At 62.7% G+C, this 18,008-nt stretch carries 22 protein-coding genes; 5 read left to right on the plus strand and 17 right to left on the minus strand.

Features of this window, described 5'->3' with window-relative positions; all coding sequences use genetic code 11:
- Positions 1-193: 193 nt before the first annotated feature.
- The 12 genes from NKJ76_RS16330 to NKJ76_RS16385 all read right to left on the minus strand — a co-directional run bounded on the left by NKJ76_RS16330 (position 194) and on the right by NKJ76_RS16385 (position 9,506).
- The gene (locus NKJ76_RS16330) at positions 194-469 is read right to left on the minus strand and encodes a sarcosine oxidase subunit delta (RefSeq protein ID WP_023684437.1); all 276 of its coding nucleotides are present in this window, start codon (positions 467-469) and stop codon (positions 194-196) included.
- Between the two features lie 15 nt (positions 470-484).
- Positions 485-1,738 carry a sarcosine oxidase subunit beta family protein gene (locus NKJ76_RS16335; protein ID WP_023740642.1) on the minus strand — a complete coding sequence of 418 codons (1,254 nt, stop codon included), beginning with the start codon at positions 1,736-1,738 and terminating at the stop codon, positions 485-487.
- A 36-nt stretch (positions 1,739-1,774) separates the two neighbouring features.
- Positions 1,775-3,082, minus strand: a complete 1,308-nt coding sequence (gene glnT / locus NKJ76_RS16340; RefSeq protein WP_352537888.1) for a type III glutamate--ammonia ligase — start codon at positions 3,080-3,082, stop codon at positions 1,775-1,777.
- 32 nt (positions 3,083-3,114) lie between these two features.
- Positions 3,115-4,443 (minus strand): FMN-binding glutamate synthase family protein, encoded by a 1,329-nt coding sequence (locus NKJ76_RS16345; RefSeq protein ID WP_023696630.1) that lies wholly within the window; start codon positions 4,441-4,443, stop codon positions 3,115-3,117.
- 6 nt (positions 4,444-4,449) lie between these two features.
- Positions 4,450-5,178, minus strand: a complete 729-nt coding sequence (locus NKJ76_RS16350) for a GltB/FmdC/FwdC-like GXGXG domain-containing protein (RefSeq protein WP_023668551.1) — start codon at positions 5,176-5,178, stop codon at positions 4,450-4,452.
- A gap of 4 nt (positions 5,179-5,182) precedes the next feature.
- Entirely contained in the window at positions 5,183-6,079 is an 897-nt protein-coding gene (locus tag NKJ76_RS16355; protein ID WP_352537889.1) for a class II glutamine amidotransferase, read from the minus strand.
- An 84-nt stretch (positions 6,080-6,163) separates the two neighbouring features.
- Positions 6,164-6,487 carry a hypothetical protein gene (locus NKJ76_RS16360; RefSeq protein WP_027050093.1) on the minus strand — a complete coding sequence of 108 codons (324 nt, stop codon included), beginning with the start codon at positions 6,485-6,487 and terminating at the stop codon, positions 6,164-6,166.
- Entirely contained in the window at positions 6,484-7,173 is a 690-nt protein-coding gene (locus tag NKJ76_RS16365) for a hypothetical protein (RefSeq protein ID WP_352537890.1), read from the minus strand. Before NKJ76_RS16365 ends, NKJ76_RS16360 begins: the two co-directional genes overlap by 4 nt.
- A gap of 41 nt (positions 7,174-7,214) precedes the next feature.
- The gene (locus tag NKJ76_RS16370) at positions 7,215-8,609 is read right to left on the minus strand and encodes an APC family permease (RefSeq protein ID WP_023668547.1); all 1,395 of its coding nucleotides are present in this window, start codon (positions 8,607-8,609) and stop codon (positions 7,215-7,217) included.
- A 14-nt stretch (positions 8,610-8,623) separates the two neighbouring features.
- The gene (locus NKJ76_RS16375; RefSeq protein WP_023668546.1) at positions 8,624-8,785 is read right to left on the minus strand and encodes a hypothetical protein; all 162 of its coding nucleotides are present in this window, start codon (positions 8,783-8,785) and stop codon (positions 8,624-8,626) included.
- Between the two features lie 27 nt (positions 8,786-8,812).
- A complete protein-coding gene (locus tag NKJ76_RS16380) occupies positions 8,813-9,190 on the minus strand; it encodes a hypothetical protein (RefSeq protein ID WP_023668545.1) in 378 nt (125 codons plus the stop codon).
- 28 nt (positions 9,191-9,218) lie between these two features.
- A complete protein-coding gene (locus NKJ76_RS16385; RefSeq protein WP_023668544.1) occupies positions 9,219-9,506 on the minus strand; it encodes a hypothetical protein in 288 nt (95 codons plus the stop codon).
- Between the two features lie 284 nt (positions 9,507-9,790).
- Between NKJ76_RS16385 and NKJ76_RS16390 the strand changes: the two genes are divergently transcribed.
- Genes NKJ76_RS16390 through NKJ76_RS16405 form a run of 4 tightly spaced genes read left to right on the plus strand, consistent with a single transcriptional unit; the run spans position 9,791 to position 13,574 of the window.
- The gene (locus NKJ76_RS16390) at positions 9,791-10,924 is read left to right on the plus strand and encodes an aminomethyl transferase family protein (RefSeq protein ID WP_023684428.1); all 1,134 of its coding nucleotides are present in this window, start codon (positions 9,791-9,793) and stop codon (positions 10,922-10,924) included.
- A 41-nt stretch (positions 10,925-10,965) separates the two neighbouring features.
- Positions 10,966-11,562, plus strand: coding sequence for a dimethylamine monooxygenase subunit DmmA family protein (locus NKJ76_RS16395; protein WP_352537891.1), 597 nt, complete (start codon positions 10,966-10,968; stop codon positions 11,560-11,562).
- A complete protein-coding gene (locus tag NKJ76_RS16400) occupies positions 11,559-12,524 on the plus strand; it encodes a PDR/VanB family oxidoreductase (RefSeq protein WP_023729277.1) in 966 nt (321 codons plus the stop codon). The genes NKJ76_RS16395 and NKJ76_RS16400 overlap by 4 nt, the downstream gene beginning before the upstream one ends.
- 9 nt (positions 12,525-12,533) lie before the next feature.
- Positions 12,534-13,574 carry a heme-dependent oxidative N-demethylase family protein gene (locus tag NKJ76_RS16405; protein ID WP_352537892.1) on the plus strand — a complete coding sequence of 347 codons (1,041 nt, stop codon included), beginning with the start codon at positions 12,534-12,536 and terminating at the stop codon, positions 13,572-13,574.
- Between the two features lie 164 nt (positions 13,575-13,738).
- On the opposite strand, the gene NKJ76_RS16410 is transcribed toward NKJ76_RS16405, so the two are convergent.
- Entirely contained in the window at positions 13,739-14,452 is a 714-nt protein-coding gene (locus tag NKJ76_RS16410) for a helix-turn-helix domain-containing protein (RefSeq protein ID WP_352537893.1), read from the minus strand.
- 265 nt (positions 14,453-14,717) lie between these two features.
- Here NKJ76_RS16410 and NKJ76_RS16415 point away from each other — a divergent pair, with 265 nt between their 5' ends.
- Complete coding sequence (locus tag NKJ76_RS16415; protein WP_352537894.1) at positions 14,718-16,076, plus strand: trimethylamine monooxygenase; 1,359 nt, start codon at positions 14,718-14,720, stop codon at positions 16,074-16,076.
- A gap of 41 nt (positions 16,077-16,117) precedes the next feature.
- On the opposite strand, the gene NKJ76_RS16420 is transcribed toward NKJ76_RS16415, so the two are convergent.
- From NKJ76_RS16420 to NKJ76_RS16435, 4 genes are all read right to left on the minus strand, one after another.
- Entirely contained in the window at positions 16,118-16,702 is a 585-nt protein-coding gene (locus NKJ76_RS16420) for a hypothetical protein (RefSeq protein WP_352537895.1), read from the minus strand.
- Positions 16,696-16,911: a hypothetical protein gene (locus tag NKJ76_RS16425; RefSeq protein WP_352537896.1), complete on the minus strand. Its 216-nt coding sequence runs from the start codon at positions 16,909-16,911 to the stop codon at positions 16,696-16,698. The genes NKJ76_RS16420 and NKJ76_RS16425 overlap by 7 nt, the downstream gene beginning before the upstream one ends.
- 154 nt (positions 16,912-17,065) lie before the next feature.
- Positions 17,066-17,203 carry a hypothetical protein gene (locus NKJ76_RS16430; RefSeq protein ID WP_023696622.1) on the minus strand — a complete coding sequence of 46 codons (138 nt, stop codon included), beginning with the start codon at positions 17,201-17,203 and terminating at the stop codon, positions 17,066-17,068.
- A gap of 4 nt (positions 17,204-17,207) precedes the next feature.
- Complete coding sequence (locus NKJ76_RS16435; RefSeq protein WP_352537897.1) at positions 17,208-18,008, minus strand: hypothetical protein; 801 nt, start codon at positions 18,006-18,008, stop codon at positions 17,208-17,210.

Genomic DNA, 18,008 nt, shown 5'->3' on the forward strand with positions numbered 1-18,008 from the left:
CCGTTCCCCCTTCGGGGGCCCGGCCGTCGCCGGCCCCCCCCCCCCCCCCCCCCGGTGGGGGGGGGGGGCGCCCCCCCGCGGGGGGGGGGGCCCGCGGCACCGACCCCCACCCGGACCTGCGGTCCGACCTCCCCACAAGGGGGAGGTAGGGGGCTGGCGCTTTTCGCGACGGCTGTGGTCTCGACAGAATAGCTCATGTCTCCACCTGGCTCGCACCAGCCCCCGCCGCCGGTTCCACCGCCGAGATCTCGTGCGTCAGCGTGTTGCGGGTGACCTTCAGCCAGGCCCGGCAGCCACCGCCGTGATACCAGTTCTCTGCCATCACGCCGGCGATGTTGTCGCGCAGATAGACATAGTCGTAGACGGCATCTTCGCCGGCATCCGCCGCCGGCCGTACAGGCTTGGCATCGCCGAGATAGCTGAACTCGCCGAGTTCGCGTTCGCCGCAGAAAGGACAGGTGATACGCATCTTGTTCCGGCCGCCTCAATGCAGGTTCGGTTGGGCGCCTTGGCCCTTTTCGTCGATCATGGCGCCGCGCTGGAAGCGGTCGAGCCGAAACAGCGCCGCCTCCTTGTGCGTTTCGTCACGCGCCAGAAGATGGGCAAAGACCAAGCCGGAACCGGGCGTCGCCTTGAAGCCGCCATAACACCAGCCGGCGTTGAGGTAGAGCCCATCGACCGGCGTCTTGTCGATGATCGGCGAGCCATCCATCGACATGTCCATGATGCCGCCCCATTGGCGCAGAAGCCGTACCCGGCCGATCATCGGGATCAGCGCCATGCCGCCTTCGCAGACATCCTCCATGACAGGCAGATTGCCGCGCTGGGCGTAGGAATTGTAGCCGTCGATGTCGCCGCCGAAGACCAGCCCGCCCTTGTCCGACTGGCTGACATAGAAATGCCCGGCGCCGAAGGTCATGACGCCGGGGATGAGCGGCTTGATCGCCTCCGAGACGAAAGCTTGCAGCACATGGCTTTCGATCGGCAGGCGCATGCCCGCCATCGCTGCGACACGCGACGATGACCCGGCGACTGCCATGCCGACCTTGCCGGCGCCGATCTTGCCGCGCGACGTCTCGACGCCAGTCACCTTGCCGTTGCCGTCCCGGACAAAGCCGGTGACCTCGCAGTTCTGGATGATGTCGACGCCGAGTTCGCTCGCCGCATGGGCATAGCCCCAGACCACCGCGTCATGCCGCGCGGTGCCGCCGCGGCGCTGCAGGAGGCCGCCCTGCACGGGAAAGCGCGCATGGTCGAAATTCAGGAACGGCAGCATCTTCTTCAGCGCCGCCTGGTCGAGCAGTTCGGCATCGATGCCATTGATGCGCATGGTGTTGCCGCGCCGCGCATAAGCGTCGCGCTGCGCATCGGAATGATAGAGGTTGAGGACGCCGCGCTGGCTGACCATCGCGTTATAGTTGAGGTCCTGCTCCATCCGCTCCCAAAGCTTCATCGAAAGCTCGTAGAAGCCGGTATTGCCGGGCAGGCCGTAATTGGAACGGATGATGGTGGTGTTGCGGCCGGCATTGCCGGAGCCGATCCAGCCCTTTTCCAGCACGGCGACGTTTCTGATGCCGAACTCGCTGGCGAGGAACCAGGCGGTGGCGAGCCCATGGCCGCCGCCGCCGATGATCACCACATCGTAGTGGTCCTTGGGCGCCGCATCGCGCCAGGTGCGCTGCCAGTTCTTGTGGCCGGAAAGGGCAGCACGGGCGAGCGAGAAGAGCGAATATTTCATCAGGTCATTCCGAGGTCGCTCGCACCGCTAGGACGATTATATGTCCAGCGTGTGGTCGCGCTCCCATTGCGTGAAGTGCGAAGCATAGGAATTCCATTCCTGGTGCTTCAGCTTTAGATAAGCCGACGAGAATTCCTCACCCAGCGCCGCCTTGAGCGATTTGTCCTTGTCGTATTCGCGAAGCGCGTCGAGCAGATTGAGCGGCAGCTTCGGCGCGCCTTTCACCGTGTGGCCGTTCTGGTACATGTCGATGTCGTAGCGCTTGCCGGGATCGGCCTTGGAGCGGATACCGTCGAGACCGGCGGCAATGATGACGGCCTGCAGCAGATAAGGGTTTGCGGCGCCGTCCGGCAGCCGCAGCTCGAAGCGGCCGGGGCCGGGCACGCGCACCATGTGGGTGCGGTTGTTTCCGGTCCAGGTCACCGTGTTCGGCGCCCAGGTGGCGCCCGAAATGGTGCGCGGCGCGTTGATGCGTTTGTAGGAGTTCACCGTCGGGTTGGTGATCGCGGCCAGCGCCGAGGCATGTTTCATGATGCCGCCGAGGAAATTCTTGCCCTTGGCCGACAGGCCGAGCTCCATCGCATTGTCGGCAAAGACGTTGACCTTGCCGGCCTTGTCCCACACCGAAATATGGGCGTGGCAGCCATTGCCGGTCAGGCCCTGGAAGGGCTTAGGCATGAAGGTCGCGCGCAGGCCGTGCTTTTCCGCCACCGACTTGACCATAAACTTGAAGAACGAGTGCTTGTCGGCGGTGGCGAGCACATCGTCGAAGGCCCAGTTCATCTCGAACTGGCCGTTGGCGTCTTCATGGTCATTCTGGTAGGGGCTCCAGCCCAGCGCCAGCATGTGGTCGCAGATCTCGGCGATGACATCGTAGCGGCGCATCACTGCTTGCTGGTCGTAGCAGGGTTTTGAAGCCGTGTCGTATTTGTCGGAGATGACGCTGCCGTCCGGCGAGATCAGGAAGAACTCAGCCTCGACGCCGGTCTTGACATGCATACCGTCAGTGGCGGCTTCCGCAATCAGCCGGCGCAGCGTGTTGCGTGGCGCCTGCTCGACTTCCTTGTCGTCCATGATGCAGTTGGCGGCGACCCACGCGACATCGCGCTTCCACGGCAGCTGGATCACCGAATCCGGATCCGGCACCGCCAGCATATCAGGATGCGCCGGCGTCAGGTCGAGCCAAGTGGCGAAACCGGCGAAGCCGGCGCCGTCCTTCTGCATGTCGCCGATCGCCTGCGCCGGCACCAGCTTGGCGCGCTGGCCGCCGAACAGGTCGGTGTAGGAAATCATGAAATATTTGACGCCGTTCTCTTTGGCGAATGCGGCGAGATCGTTCCCCATTATAGCTCCTCGCTTATTTTGATGTGATTTTGTTAGAAGCCGTTTTTCCCCGGTATCCAGTTGGTGCCGGCCAGCGGCACGCCTGCCATGGCGGCGGCTTCGATGGTGAGGGCTACGAGATCCTCGGGCTCGAGATTGTGCAGGCTGTTCTTGCCGCAGGCACGCGCAATGGTCTGCGCCTCCAGCGTCATCACCTTGAGGTAGTTCGCCAGCCGCCGTCCCGCGGCGACCGGATCAACCCGCTTCATCAGTTCGGGGTCCTGCGTGGTGATGCCCGCGGGGTCGCGGCCCTCGTGCCAGTCGTCATAGGCGCCGGCGGTGGTGCCGAGTGCATTGTACTCCGCTTCCCAGCGCGGATCATTGTCGCCGAGTGCGACCAGCGCTGCCGTGCCGATCGACACCGCGTCCACGCCGAGCGCCAGCGCCTTGGCGACGTCGGCGCCGTTGCGAATGCCTCCGGAGACGATCAGCTGCACCTTACGGTGCATGCCGAGATCCTGCAGCGCCTGCACCGCCGGCCTGATGCAGGCAAGCGTCGGCTGGCCGACATTTTCGATGAATACTTCCTGGGTGGCCGCCGTGCCGCCCTGCATGCCGTCGACCACGACGACATCGGCGCCGGCCTTCACCGCAAGTGCTGTGTCATAATAGGGGCGGGCGCCGCCGACCTTGACGTAGATCGGCTTTTCCCAGTCGGTGATCTCGCGCAGTTCGAGGATCTTGATCTCGAGATCGTCCGGCCCGGTCCAGTCGGGATGGCGCGAGGCCGAGCGCTGGTCGATGCCCTTCGGCAGCGTACGCATCTCAGCGACGCGGTCGGAAATCTTTTGTCCCAGCAGCATGCCGCCACCGCCGGGCTTGGCGCCTTGGCCGACGACCACTTCGATGGCGTCGGCGCGGCGCAAATCCCTGGGGTTCATGCCGTAGCGCGACGGCAGATATTGATAGACCAGTTGCTTGGAATGGCCGCGCTCTTCCTCGGTCATGCCGCCGTCGCCCGTGGTGGTCGACGTCCCGGACAGGGTCGCGCCACGGCCGAGCGCTTCCTTGGCCGGGCCGGACAGCGAACCGAAGCTCATGCCTGCAATGGTGATCGGGATCTTCAGCTCGATCGGCTTCCTGGCGTAACGCGAGCCGAGCACGACGCTGGTGTCGCAACGTTCGCGATAGCCTTCCAGCGGGTAGCGCGAAATCGACGCGCCGAGGAACAGCAGGTCATCGAAATGCGGCAGCTTGCGCTTGGCCCCGGCGCCCCTGATGTCATAGATGCCGGTCGCCGCGGCGCGGCGGATTTCGGAAAGCGTGTAGTCGTCGAAGGTCGCGGATTTGCGCGGCGTCGTCGGCGGGTTCTTGTAGGTCATGCTGCCTCAATACGCGTCGGCGTTGTCGATATTGAAATTGTAGAGCGTGCGCGCCGAGCCGTAGCGCTTGAATTCCGACGGCTTGACGCCGGTGACGCCGGCGCGGTCGAGCAGTCCCTGCAGCAGTTCGATATGCTCGGGCCGCATCTCCTTGGCGATGCAGTCGGCGCCCAGGCTTTCGACCTTGCCGCGCACGAACAGCCGCGCTTCGTAGATGGAATCGCCAAGTGCGTCGCCGGCATCGCCCAGCACCACCAGATTGCCGGACTGCGCCATGAAGGCCGACATGTGGCCGATATTGCCGTGCACGACGATGTCGATGCCCTTCATCGAGATGCCGCAGCGCGACGAGGCGTTGCCCTCGATGACGAGCAGCCCGCCCTTGCCGGTGGCGCCGGCATACTGGCTGGCGTCGCCCTTGATGACGATCGAGCCCGACATCATGTTTTCGCCGACGCCAGGCCCGGCCGAGCCGTGCACGGTGATGGCAGCGCCGTCATTCATCCCGGCGCAGTAGTAGCCGACGCTGCCGCGCACATCGATGCTGACAGGCTGGTCGACGCCGACGGCAACCGAATGGCTGCCCTTCGGGTGCAGCACTTCCCACGCCGTTTCGTTGGAGCCGGGCGTCAGATTGTGCAGCGCCTGGTTCAGTTCACGCAGCGACGACACGTCGAGATCGAAGACCCGGGACGCCTGGTCTTGCGCCGCCTTCGAAAGTTTGGTTGCCGGCATGGGCTCAATGCTCCCAGAAATAGACGGTTGCGGGTTCCGGTTCCCAGACCCTCGCATTGTCTATGCCGGGCAGTTTGGTCAGCGCCCGATATTCCGAGCCGAAGGCGCCATACTGATCGGTCTCGGCCATGACGGCGGGCTTGCAGGCGATCGGATCGCGCACCACGCCGAAACCGTTCTTGGTGCCGACGACGAAGGTGAAGAAGCCGTCGAGGTCGGACAGCGTGCCTTCCAGCGCCTCGCCGAGGTTCTTGCCATGCGCCATCTGCGACGAGAGATAGGCGGCGGCGACCTCGGTGTCGTTCTCGGTCTCGAATTTCATGCCCTCCCGCACCAGCTCACGCCGCATATTATTGTGGTTGGACAGTGAGCCATTGTGCACCAGGCACTGGTCGGCGCCGGTCGAGAACGGATGCGCGCCCATCGTTGTGACGGCCGATTCCGTCGCCATGCGGGTATGGCCGATGCCATGCGTGCCGGTCATCGAGCGGACGTCGAAGCGGTGGACGACCGCTTCCGGCAGACCGACTTCCTTGTAGATTTCCACCGCTTCGCCGGCGCCCATGATGCGCACGTCGGGGCAGATTGACTGCAGCGCTTCGCGCGCGGCATCGACCTTGTCGGGCGCGGTCCTGAGCACCGCATGCGTCGACTTCACCGCTATGCTCACCGGCGCGCCAATGGCCTTGGCGAGTTCGGCGTCGAGGCCGCGGAAATCGCGCTCGGGCTTCGCCGACTGGATGGTGATCTTGGCTTCATTCCTGGAAGGCGCGCCATAGATGGCGATGCCGGCGCTGTCGGGGCCGCGATCGCTGAGCGATATCAGCATCTGCGACAGCATCGAGCCGAGCTGCGGCTCAAGCGACTTGTCTTTCAGAAAAAGTCCGACGATTCCACACATGTCAGCCTCCCGGCGTTACCACTAGACGATGATGTATCGAATGCGTCGTGCGAATTCAATCATATGAAAAAAATATTCCTGTAGTTACGTATGCGGCTCAATGCGGCCTTGTGCACTATCGCCGCCGTCGCGGGTGCTGTGAATCCATGTGGCGGTGCGGATGCGGGCTATTCTGTAGGCATCGAGGATCGACAGCGCATAGATCAGGAAGCCGCCGGCATGGCGGCCGATGAAGCTGGCGTCGGCGGGCGCGATCTTGGCCGTCACCCAGGCGAGGATCACTATGAAGAACAGGAATTGCAGGCCACGCACAGGCACGCCCAGAATGACGTGGCCGCTGGCCGGCAAGACGATTGCGGCGCCGAGCACGAGATAGGGGTTTGCCGGTGGGGGTAGGGGGGCGTTCATGCCACCTGCCTTTCCTGTCGGTTGATGGCATCGCGCAGCGCCGATGCTGAGGTCAGCAGTCTCTCGACCAGCGTTGGATCCAGCCTGGCGCCGCCGAATGCGGCCTGCCGGAACACGCCGTAGCGCGCCCGCTCGGCCTCGGCCAGCAGCCAGACGATGCGCACGCCATTCGGTGTGATCAGAAGTTCCTTGGCGCGGCCTTCGGCAAAGATGTCGAGATGACTGGCGATCAGGTTCTGTGGAAAGCGCGCCGCCCTGAGGTCGGTTCGCAGCACGGCTTCAGCCGGAAATCCCGGCGCCTTCGGCAGCGTGTGCTGGAGGTGATCGAAATTGGAGAAGGTCGTCGGCGAGCCCGGCCGCATCATCATGTCGAAGGTCGCCGGCACCGCAACCGGCTCTGTGATGGTGACACTCAACCATCGCGCCGGCAGCTTTCGCGTCGCCAGCGTGTCGACGATGGTGCGCAGCTGCACGCGCTGTCCGTTCCACGAACCCGCCCAGGTGACAACGCCGGCTGTGCCATCGGAGACATCAACGGCATCTGTGATGACGGTCCGGATGCTGGCTGCCTCGGCTGCAAGATCAGCCTTGGCCTTTTTGCGGCTGGCGCGCGCATACCAGGCGAGGTGCAGGACGAGAGCCACGGCGACCGCCCCGGCCAGCAATGCTGTCGTCACGTCAGACACCTCGTCACGCCATGCCGCCCAGACCGGCAGGCCCTCTCCTGTCAATAGCCCTGCGGCTTCGGCCACGGCATGGTGAACTGGTCGCCGCGACGCACATAGCGGTACCGGTAGAAGTGGAACCACAGCGAGATCAGGAAGTAGAAGGCGACCATGGCGATCAGCTGCGTGCCGTAGCCGAGGAAGATCGCAAAGAAGGTCACCACGCAGAGGCAAAACAACACGATGGCCGGGATCGGGTGGAACGGGTGCGTATAGCCGCGGCGGATCGTGCCCAGCGGCCACTTTTTGCGGAACATCATGATGTTGATGCTCATGAAGGTGTATTGCAGCACGCCCGACAGGATCGAGAAGGTGATCGCCTGGTTGAGGTCGGCAATGAAGGCGAAGGCGAGCGCGATCGGCAGCAGGAACAGGATCGAGCGATAGGGCGTGCGGTATTTCGGGTGCACGGCCGAGAACCATGTCGGCAGATAGCGGTCGCGTCCAAGCGAGAACCACGCGCGGGCCGCATCGTTGATACAGCCATTGGCCGACGCCAGTGCCGCGAGCAGCGTGGCGACGAACAACAGGTTTTCCAGCAGCGGGCTGCCGGTCAGCTTGCCGGCGTCCCACAAGGGATAATAGGTGATACCGAGGTACTCCCAGGGCATCAGCGAGGCGCAGACATACCAGGTCATGGCGGCGGCGATCAAAAGCGTGATCATGCCGGCCATGGTGCCGTAAGGCAGCGAACGCGCCGGCGAGCGCACTTCCTCGGCGGCCTGCGTGGTGCCTTCGATGCCGAGATAGTACCAGATGCCGAACTGGAAGGCAGCGATGACGCCGATCCAGCCATAGGGCAGCGCATTGCCGGGGGTGACCAGCTCGTTGAGCTTCAGCACAGCACCCTGCGTCCACGGGCTGACCGAGAAGAACAGGATAACGATCGAGACATAGGCTATCGCCGTGATGACGAAGTTGACGTTGAGCGTCATCAGCACGCCGCGATAGTTCAGCCATGCCAGCACGACGATGGTGGCGGCAATGAAGGAGTTGTGGGTGAGCCCTTCGACGCCGGCCTTGGCGACGATGGTGTCGCCGAGCAGGATGGCGTCCGAAACCTCCAGCATGGTGTAGGCAAAGACCAGGAACAGCGCGACGTTGAAGGCCATCAGGGGCCCGACAATGTGCTTAGCCTGCGCGTATTGGCCGCCGGCGGCGGCAACCGTCGATGTCACCTCGGAGTCGATCATGGCGACCGAAGTGTACAAGAGCCCGACCACCCAGCAGACGATCAGCGCCGCCAGTGCGCCGCCCTTGTCGGCCGAGAAATTCCAGCCGGTGAATTCGCCGACCAGCACGATGCCGACGCCAAGCGCCCAGACATGGGCCGGGCCGAGCACGCGTAGCAGTGAAACCCTGTCGCCGTGTATTGCCGGTTCAAGCGTGATCGTCATTGTTCAATCCCCACTCAGATCCGGTGTTTTTCGGAAGCGGCTTCAAGCTCGCCTTCGCGCGAGGAAGTCAGCACCTCCTCGGAATAGGTCGTGTCGATCTTGAACCAGTCGTAGAGCATCCACAGCGCAAGCACGACCGAGATGCCCCACGATGCGTAAGAGAGTGCGACCCACATGAGCGTGCTTCCCCAAAATCTCTGGCGTTACTTGTCGTCGAACTTTTCGTTGATGACGTCGCGATATTCGCGGTCGGAGGCGCGGAACAGGAAGACGAAATAGCCGATCAGCACCGCCGCCATGATGATCAGCGTCGGCCAGTCGATGATGTAGTGGAAGCGGTTCTGGATGATGTCGTGCGCGGTCTCCGGCGTATAGCCGAGCTTTTCCCAGATCGAGGCCATGGTCGGGTTCTGTCCCAACGCTTCCCACGTTTTGGCATCGAGCGCGTCGATGGATTTCGCCGCACCCGCCAGGCCGAGTTTCAATGGCAGCCACAGCGCCACGAAAATGGCGACCACGACGACCACGATATCGAAAATCTGCCCGGCCTTGCCTTGTTCCGGCGGCGTGTAGCGCGACATGACTTCTACCCCTCAGGACGTTCTGTTTTCAGGACTTGCGGTTGCGGGCCGCGTCGGCGTTCTTGATGTCGAGACCGTAGATGAAGTCCTTGTCTTCCTTGTAGTGATTGACCATCGCCAGGATGGCGGCCGTATTGAAGATCAGCACGGCGGCGGCAGCGATGGCGACGACGATCTTGATCCCGGTGTCCGGGATGTAGGGCCATGTCATGACGAGCACGAAGAGGATCGTCGCCCAAAGGCAGATGATCAGGAGCGCGGACCCGCGCAGGTCGGAACGGTACAGCGCTTCGATGCGCTGCTGCAGGTCTGACATCGGTTTCCCCTTTTCCAGCGCCCGACCCCGAATTGGCCGCCCGCTGCCCTCTTTCAACAGAGTGAAATTTTTTTCATAAATTCGGGCCGAATCCAGCAATTGTCAAGCCGATTTTACGTTGGGTTAACCGTTTGTCCCCAGCCGCGAATTTTGCCTGACAATGAAATTATTTGCTTCCGGGTATTGCGGCATCAGGACGTTTGCGATCAATATTCGACCAAATGCTCCCGCCTCCGCGCAGGGAGCCGGGAACACAATAGAATTTTCGAACGGAGGATTTGCGGATGACGGCATCCTGGAGATTTTCGACCCTGGCGGATCGCCATCGCGCGTTAGGCTCGAAGCTCGAAGACTGGAGCGGCATGGGCACCGCCTGGACCTACGACAAGGACGCCGACGAGGAATACACCGCCATCCGCACCAGGGCCGGGCTGATGGATGTGTCGGGCCTGAAGAAGGTTCACATCACCGGGCCGCACGCCTCACACCTCATCGACCTGGCAACGACGCGCGACGTGGAGAAGATCTATCCCGGCAAGTCGGCCTATGCCTGCATGCTGAACGAGGCCGGCAAATTCACCGACGACTGCATCCTCTACCGCACCGGGCCGAACGCCTGGATGGTGGTGCACGGCTCCGGCACCGGCCATGAGGAATTGCAGCGCGCTTCCGTCGGCCGCGACGTATCGCTGCGCTTCGACGACAATCTGCACGATCTGTCGCTGCAGGGGCCGACCGCGGTCGACTATCTCTCAAAGCATGTGCCGGGCATTCGCGACCTCAACTATTTCCATCATATGCAGACGCAGCTGTTCGGCTTTCCCGTCATGATCTCGCGCACCGGCTATACCGGCGAGCGCGGCTACGAGATATTCTGCCGCGGCCAGGACGCCGGCACGATCTGGGACAGGATCCTCGACGAGGGCAAGAGCGCCGGCATCATTCCGTGCCGCTTCACCACGCTCGATATGCTGCGCGTCGAAAGTTATTTGCTGTTTTATCCCTATGACAACTCGCAGAAATATCCGTTCGAGAACGAAGGCCCCGGCGACACGCTGTGGGAGCTCGGCCTCGACTTCACCGTCAGCCCCGGCAAGACCGGCTTTCGTGGCGCCGAAGAGCATTACCGCCTCAAGGGCAAGGAGCGCTTCAAGATCTACGGCGTGCTGCTCGACGGCAAGCAACCCGCGGATGAGGGCGCGCCGGTCTATCGCGACGGCAAAAAGGTCGGCGTGGTCACCTGCGCCATGTATTCGCCGCTGGTCGAGAAATCGATGGGAATCGCCCGCCTCGACGTCGACTGCGCGGTCAAGGACACCAGGCTCGAGATCCGCAACAAGAGCGGTTCGATCAGGGCGACGGCGCAGCCTCTGCCCTTCGACGATCCCAAAAAAACCAAGCGCACGGCGAAAGGCTGAGGCACAATCGACAGCGAGGGTTTCGAGGTACGAAGTAGAGAATGGCAGCCAAAACGATCATCAGCCGGCCCATTTACGGAACCCTGTCCCCGCAGCCCGGCAAGCATCATCTTTTCGTGGCGGATGCGGAAGGCGCGCTGGCGATCGTCGATATGGCAAGGACGTCGCCCCCCGGCTTCTTCGACGGCGCCGAAATCGACTTCATTCCCGGGGCCGACGGCAAGCACGTTGCCGCTCTTGAGGCACTGAAGTCCGCGCAGTTTCATGTCGCGCCAACCTTCGCCAGCCTGCTGCCCCGGCTGAAGCAGACGCTTGCCAACGCGCATATGGGCCTGCGCCTCTATCTCGCCGGCACCGAAGGGCTGATCGGCCAGGCAATGCAGGTGGCGCTCGAAGCCGGCATCGATCATACCTCCATGCAGACCGAGCATCGCGGCTCATTGGCGCGGCGCATGCAGTGCGTGCATTGCAAAGGCATCACCGAAAATGTGACGACGCAGCCGGCCACCTGCGCGCATTGCGGCCTGCTGCTTCTGGTGCGCGATCATTATTCGCGACGGCTGGCAGCATTCCAGGGCGTCTGCATAAATGCCGAGGATCGCTCGGAGATTCCTCCCATCGAGGAGGTCTTCCCATGAGCACCGGCACCACCAAGCTCGATGTCGTCGTCAGCGACGTCGTCCCGGTCAACGAACTGGTGACGCGCTTCCATTTCCGCCGCCGTGACGGTGAGCTTTTGCCGACCTTTTCCGGCGGCGCCCATGTCGTGGTCGAGATGCGCGATGGCGACCGCACAAGGCTCAATCCCTATTCGCTGATGGGATCGCCGCTCGACACCCGCGAATACACCATCTCGGTGCGCCGCGACGATGTCGGCCGCGGCGGCTCGTTGTTCATGCACCGGAGCGTCAACCCCGGCCTGGAGATGGTGGTCAGCTACCCCGTCAATCTGTTCTCGCTCGACCTCAGGGCCAAGAAGCATCTGATGCTTGCCGGCGGCATCGGTATCACGCCGTTCATGGCGCAGACCGCGCAGCTCGCCGGGTCCGGCGGCAATTTCGAGCTGCACTACACCTGCCGCACCGCCTCGCTCGGCACCTATGCCGATGTGCTGCAGGAGCGCTATGGCCGTCGCGTCCGGCTCTATCAGGACGACCGCGACGAGCGCATCGAACTCGACCGTCTCTTGTCCTCGCAGCCGCTCGGCACCCATCTCTATGTCTGCGGCCCGACCGGCATGATCAACTGGGTGCGCGAGCGCGCTGCGGCTCTCGGCTGGCCGGCGGAGACCGTGCACTACGAGCATTTCGCGGCACCCCAGCCCGGCCTGCCGTTCGACGTCACACTTGCCGTCAGCGGCAAGACCATCCGCGTCGGCGAGCAGCAGAGCCTGCTCGAAGCGATCGAGGCCGCCGGCGTCGATCCGCCCTATCTCTGCCGCGGCGGTGTCTGCGGCCAGTGCGAGACCAACGTCATCTCGCATGACGGCAAGTTCATCCACAACGACCACTGGCTGAGTGAGGAAGACCACCGTTCCGGCTGCAAGATCATGCCGTGCGTGTCGCGCTTCGAAGGCAAGTCGCTGGTCCTGGAAAGATAGGAGGCGAGCTTGGGCATCACCTTTCGCAAGGAAACGTTTCGCGACGATTTCACCTTCAACAACAGCCCGGAGCACATCAGGCGGTTTCCGTTTCCGTTCCACGAAGACAGCTACATGTACGCGGTCAACATCGAGCCGCATGTCGTCGGTCCCAAGGGCAGCGTGCTGGAAAACCTGATAGACGTCGACGAGCACTATGTCGCCGAGATGCAGGACCGCGCTTTGGTGCTGGCCGAGGATCCGCTGCGCTGCCAGTCGCTGCCGCATATGACGCTGGCCGGCTGGGACCTGCTCGAACTTTTGATGGAGCAACAGGCACTTGGCTATCCCGAGCATTTCACCCTGACCCGCGACGGCGACCGCTGGCGCTGGATCAACCGACCGCTCGGCATCGACGACACCTTCACCTTCGGCGACACCTCGACACTGCCTTACGGGCCGATGGAGTACATCACCCGCCAGAGCCAAGGCGATTTCTGCATCCTCGATCAGCGCGACGGCAATCTGTGGATGGACGCCGGCATGGTCACCACCCAGGCCGACTGGTCGCTCGATTTCGACATCGGCATGAATTTCTTCGAATGGCACGCGCCGGTGCCGCTGGCGCATGAGAAGGGGATTTTCGTCAGGGCGCTGAAGTTCCTCACCAACATCCAGCAGGGCAAGCCGGCGCGGCGTCTCAACTGGACGATGACCATCAACCCGCGCCTCGACACCAGCCCGGAGAATTACCACAAATGGGGCCCGGACCGCGCGACGGTGACGCCCGAAAATGTCGGCGACAAGGTGCATCTGCGCGTCGAACTGCAAAGCTTCTGGCGCCTGCCGCGCTCGAACGGCATCGTCTTCCCGATCCGCTGCTATCTCATCAAGATGGACGAACTGGTGACACAGCCGAAATGGGCAAGGCGACTGCATCGTGTGATCCGTGATTTGCCCGAAGAGTTGGCCACCTACAAGGGCCTGACGCGGTATCGGCCGACGCTGCTCGAATGGCTGTCGAAGCTGGATGATGGCAGTGCTACGTCACCGGGGTTCGGGCCGGACTAAAGGCCCCTCATCCGGCCGCTGCGCGGCCACCTTCTCCCCGAGCGGAGAAGAGATCGCCAGCGCTGACGCCAGACTCCTCTCCCCTCGGGGAGAGGTCGGATTGCCCCGAATTGCTCTTGCAATTCGGCCTTGGCAATCCGGGTGAGGGGGCTGCGGCGGTCCGATTACCCAGCGCTATTCTGCGGATAGCAAATGATCGACAAATACCGCATCGGCAGTTTTGTCAGTTTTTCCGGCCCATGCGGCGCATCGGCGTCGAAGAACAGGCTGTCGCCCGGCTTCATCGGATAGAGGTTGCTGCCGTGCCGGTACACCACCTCGCCCTCCAGCATGTAGAGGAATTCCATGCCCTCATGCTGGAAGGTCGGGAACACATCCGAATCCTCGGTCAGTGTGATCAGATAGGGTTCGACGACGACGCCGCTGGTGTTGGAGCCGATATGGCCGAGCAGATTGTATTGATGGCCGGCGCGGGTGCCGCGGCGTTCGACATCTAGCCCTTCGCCGGCCTTGACGAAGACGGCGCTGCGCTCTTCCTCGAATCGGCGGAAGAAGGCGGTGACGGGAACGCCGAGCGCCCTCGACAGCGCCTGCAGTGTGGTCAGCGACGGCGAGGTGATGCCGTTCTCGATCTTCGACAGCATGCCCAGCGAAATATCGGTGGCGACGGCGAGATCGGCGACGGTGATGCCGAGCTTCTTGCGGAAGGCGCGCACCTCGCGCCCGATCGCCACCTCCAGCACTTTTTCGCGGGTGTCGCGAATGGCATGCGGGTTCTGCGTCAGCGGCGCGCGGATGGTCTTCCCGTCCACGGATGCCTTCGCCGGTGGCTTTGCCCTTGTCGAAGCAGTCTTGGAGTCGGAACTTGTCTTCGCCATCTCGCCCCCGAATCCCCATGATTATTTCACTCCAGGTGAACATATTCGGTGCCGATACAGAAACGCAACCGCGCAGCAAGCCCGTTAAGTCGAATGGTGTCCGCACCGGATTTGCGCCGTCATCCGTTTCCGGAAATCCTCTGGGGCGAAACGCGGTTTCTCCACAAGGCCTGTTGACAGCATCCAAGAGGCAATTACTGTCCTGTGAGTGAAATTAGTTTCGTAAGAGCAATTCCAAAAATCGAATGACACCGGGAGGCCTGCCATGAAAACGCGCGTTGCCGTCATTGGAGCGGGGCCATCCGGTCTGGCCCAGCTCAGGGCCTTCAAGTCGGCTGCCGACAAGGGCGCCGAGATACCCGAAATCGTCTGCTTCGAAAAGCAGTCCGACTGGGGCGGCCTGTGGAACTACACCTGGCGCACCGGCCTCGACGAGCACGGCGATCCCGTCCACGGCTCGATGTACCGCTACCTCTGGTCGAACGGACCGAAGGAGTGCCTGGAATTCGCCGACTACACGTTCGAGGAGCATTTCGGCCGCCCGATCGGATCCTACCCGCCGCGCGCGGTGCTGTGGGATTACATCAAGGGTCGCGTCGAGAAATCAGGCCTGCGCGAATGGGTACGCTTCAACAGCCCGGTGCGCATGGTGACTTTCTCCGACGAGACGAGGAAATTCACCGTCACCGCGCATGACCGCACCAACGACGTCACCTACTCCGAGGAGTTCGACAATGTCGTCGTCGCCTCAGGGCATTTTTCCGTTCCCAACGTTCCCTATTTCGAAGGCTTTTCGACATTCAACGGCCGCATCCTGCACAGCCATGATTTTCGCGACGCCATGGAGTTCAAGGGCAAGGACATACTGATCATCGGCCGCTCCTATTCTGCCGAGGACATCGGCTCGCAATGCTACAAATACGGCGCCAGATCTATCACCTCCAGCTACCGCTCCAAGCCGATGGGGTTCAAATGGCCGGAGAACTGGAAGGAAGTGCCGCTGCTGCAGAAGGTCGTCGGCAAGACGGCGCACTTCAAGGATGGCACCACCAAGGACGTCGACGCCATCATCCTGTGCACCGGCTATCTGCATTCCTTCCCGTTCCTCACGGAAGAGCTGAAGCTGAAGACCGCCAACCGCATGTGGCCGGACGGGCTCTATGAGGGCGTCGTGTGGGAGAAGAACCCGAAACTGTCCTATATCGGCATGCAGGACCAGTTCTACACTTTCAACATGTTCGACGCCCAGGCCTGGTTCGCCCGTGACGTCATCATGGGCCGCATCAAGCTGCCGTCGGTACAGGCGATGGCCGAGCACGGCGCCAAGTGGCGGGCACGCGAAGAGACGCTGGAAGACGCCGAGCAGATGATCTGGTTCCAGGGCGACTACACCAAGGAATTGATGGACCAGACCAACTATCCCGGCTTCGACGTCGAGGCGGTCAACCAGACCTTCATGGAGTGGGAGCACCACAAGGCGGAAGACATTATGAGCTTCCGCGACCACGCCTACCGCTCGCTGATGACCGGCACCATGGCGCCATCGCACCATACGCCCTGGCTGCAGGCGCTGGACGACTCGATGGAAAGCTATCTCCAGGTGAAGGGCGTGGCGGCGGAATAGGTCGGCGTGATGCAAAACAATGCGCCGGCACCGGCCCAGTTTCAATTCAGAGGGTAGTCGGGAGCCGCATCGGTCTCCGTCACCTTGACCCACACCAATTCGCTATAATAGGCGCCCTCCGGGCCGGTGCCGTACATGGACAGTCTGTCAGCCATCAGCAGATGTGTCATGTCTTTGAGTGCCCGGCCGGTCGGCTCCTCGGGCCAGGCGAAGACGCCGTCGGTTTTGGCGCCGAACCTCACATCGGTGCATCCGAAATCGATCTCGACCTTCCACGACAGCAACGGCCTGATATCGCTGAGCGGCGGGCGCGGCGGATCGGGCTGCTCGAAGTGATGGTCGACCGAGACTCTCGTCGGCACTGCCGGCGTGATGCCTTTGGCTTTGAAGGAGGCGATGGCGTCGTCGCCAAATCGTGCGAGCAGGCCAGCGTGCCATAACCGGTAGGTCGCGCGGAAAAAGCCGCTGACCCGGATAGATTTGCCATCGTTGTTGAAGACGTTCACAGCGGCGTAGAAACGGCGCAGTCGTGGCGCCAGCGCCCGCCAGTCGCATTCGGCCGGTGTCCCCGGCGTCGCGATGAAATCGTCAAGCAGATCGCTGCCGCGCACATTGGCGTTCAGCACCGTGCAATCTCACCATGGATATGCCAGTGCCGCCGGAGCTCGGCTGCTGCGATGCCAGGCTTGCGCAGCTCTTCCACCGAGGCGCGAACCCGAGCAATCGCGTAGGACGTAGCCGCATCCAACGTCTCAAACCCCGAAACCACATGCTCGCCGGTCTTGGCCATGTCGAAGACGACGACAGTAAAAGGCGGTTCGCGCTGATCGGGCATTCGGCAGCAAGCTCAGGCTGGTCGAGGATGAAGCAGCTTTCCGCGCGAAAATGCGTCAAAGTCAAGAGCTGGAGCGCGGCCTGCCATTTCCAGAAGAGGCGAACTCCAGAAGAGGCGAAACCGTCTATCCGAGCCGTGCTTGAGCTTTCGCGGCTCAGGGGTCGAAGACCGACCGCGATGATGTCGATGGCAGGTTGTTGCCAGCCCGCGACAATGCCGCGACTTTGGACAGTGCGATGAACACTTTCTGGCCGAGATCGCGTGTGCCGGCCACGGGGCAGGTGATGATCATCACTTCAATCCAGCGGATAGTCGGGAGGCGCCTCCGTCTCGGTCACCTTGGCGGCTAGTATCTCGCAGTCGTTGGCCCAGTCGGGGCCATCGCCGCGCATGGCCATCATGTCGGCCATCAGCAGGAACTGCATGGTTCTGAGCGCCCAGTCGGTGGGCTCTTGCGGCCAGGCGAAGATTCCGGCGGCGTCGCCACCGAACTTCACGTCGTGGCAGACGAAACCGACCTCGACCTTCCAGGATCGGAGTGCCGCGCCCGGCGGCGGATAGGGCGGGTCGGGCAGCTCGAAGTAATTGGCGACCATGAGCTTCGTCGGCTCCGCCGGCTCGATCTCCTTGGCTTTGAAGGCGGCAATGGCGTCGTCGCCAAAGCGCTCGAGCAGGCCGTCACGCGACAGCCTGTACGTCGAGCGAAAGAAGCCGCCGGCCCAGACGGATTCGTTGTTGCCGTTGGAGATCAGTAGCGAGGCGCGGAAGCGGCGCAGCCTGGGCGCCAGCGCCTGCCAGTTGCACTCGGCTGGCGTCGCCGGCGTCGCAATGAAATCATCGAGAAGATCGCTGCCGCGCACATCGACGTTCATCACCGAACAGTCTTCGCCATAGAGGTGCCAGAGCTGGCGAAGCTCAGCAGTGGCGATGCCGGGCTTGCGCAACTCCTCCACCGAGGCGCGAACCCGCGCAATGGCGTAGGACGTCGCCGCCTCCAGCGTCTCAAACCCCGAAACTACGTGCTCCCCGTCCGGCTCGCCGGTCTTGGCCATGTCGAAGACGAGTACGGCAAAAGGCGGTTCGCCGGGATTGGACAT

The sequence above is a fragment of the Mesorhizobium sp. M0029 genome (assembly GCF_040323735.1).
In the GTDB taxonomy this organism is placed as follows: domain Bacteria; phylum Pseudomonadota; class Alphaproteobacteria; order Rhizobiales; family Rhizobiaceae; genus Mesorhizobium.

Bases quoted from the DNA above. Each gene is read 5' to 3' on its own strand.
- NKJ76_RS16330 (WP_023684437.1), bottom strand. From the start codon at position 469: ATGCGTATCACCTGTCCTTTCTGCGGCGAACGCGAACTCGGCGAGTTC.
- NKJ76_RS16335 (WP_023740642.1), bottom strand. From the start codon at position 1,738: ATGAAATATTCGCTCTTCTCGCTCGCCCGTGCTGCCCTTTCCGGCCAC.
- glnT (WP_352537888.1), bottom strand. From the start codon at position 3,082: ATGGGGAACGATCTCGCCGCATTCGCCAAAGAGAACGGCGTCAAATAT.
- NKJ76_RS16345 (WP_023696630.1), bottom strand. From the start codon at position 4,443: ATGACCTACAAGAACCCGCCGACGACGCCGCGCAAATCCGCGACCTTC.
- NKJ76_RS16350 (WP_023668551.1), bottom strand. From the start codon at position 5,178: ATGCCGGCAACCAAACTTTCGAAGGCGGCGCAAGACCAGGCGTCCCGG.
- NKJ76_RS16355 (WP_352537889.1), bottom strand. From the start codon at position 6,079: ATGTGTGGAATCGTCGGACTTTTTCTGAAAGACAAGTCGCTTGAGCCG.
- NKJ76_RS16360 (WP_027050093.1), bottom strand. From the start codon at position 6,487: ATGAACGCCCCCCTACCCCCACCGGCAAACCCCTATCTCGTGCTCGGC.
- NKJ76_RS16370 (WP_023668547.1), bottom strand. From the start codon at position 8,609: ATGACGATCACGCTTGAACCGGCAATACACGGCGACAGGGTTTCACTG.
- NKJ76_RS16375 (WP_023668546.1), bottom strand. From the start codon at position 8,785: ATGTGGGTCGCACTCTCTTACGCATCGTGGGGCATCTCGGTCGTGCTT.
- NKJ76_RS16380 (WP_023668545.1), bottom strand. From the start codon at position 9,190: ATGTCGCGCTACACGCCGCCGGAACAAGGCAAGGCCGGGCAGATTTTC.
- NKJ76_RS16385 (WP_023668544.1), bottom strand. From the start codon at position 9,506: ATGTCAGACCTGCAGCAGCGCATCGAAGCGCTGTACCGTTCCGACCTG.
- NKJ76_RS16390 (WP_023684428.1), top strand. From the start codon at position 9,791: ATGACGGCATCCTGGAGATTTTCGACCCTGGCGGATCGCCATCGCGCG.
- NKJ76_RS16395 (WP_352537891.1), top strand. From the start codon at position 10,966: ATGGCAGCCAAAACGATCATCAGCCGGCCCATTTACGGAACCCTGTCC.
- NKJ76_RS16400 (WP_023729277.1), top strand. From the start codon at position 11,559: ATGAGCACCGGCACCACCAAGCTCGATGTCGTCGTCAGCGACGTCGTC.
- NKJ76_RS16410 (WP_352537893.1), bottom strand. From the start codon at position 14,452: ATGGCGAAGACAAGTTCCGACTCCAAGACTGCTTCGACAAGGGCAAAG.
- NKJ76_RS16415 (WP_352537894.1), top strand. From the start codon at position 14,718: ATGAAAACGCGCGTTGCCGTCATTGGAGCGGGGCCATCCGGTCTGGCC.
- NKJ76_RS16425 (WP_352537896.1), bottom strand. From the start codon at position 16,911: ATGCCCGATCAGCGCGAACCGCCTTTTACTGTCGTCGTCTTCGACATG.
- NKJ76_RS16430 (WP_023696622.1), bottom strand. From the start codon at position 17,203: ATGATCATCACCTGCCCCGTGGCCGGCACACGCGATCTCGGCCAGAAA.
- NKJ76_RS16435 (WP_352537897.1), bottom strand. From the start codon at position 18,008: ATGTCCAATCCCGGCGAACCGCCTTTTGCCGTACTCGTCTTCGACATG.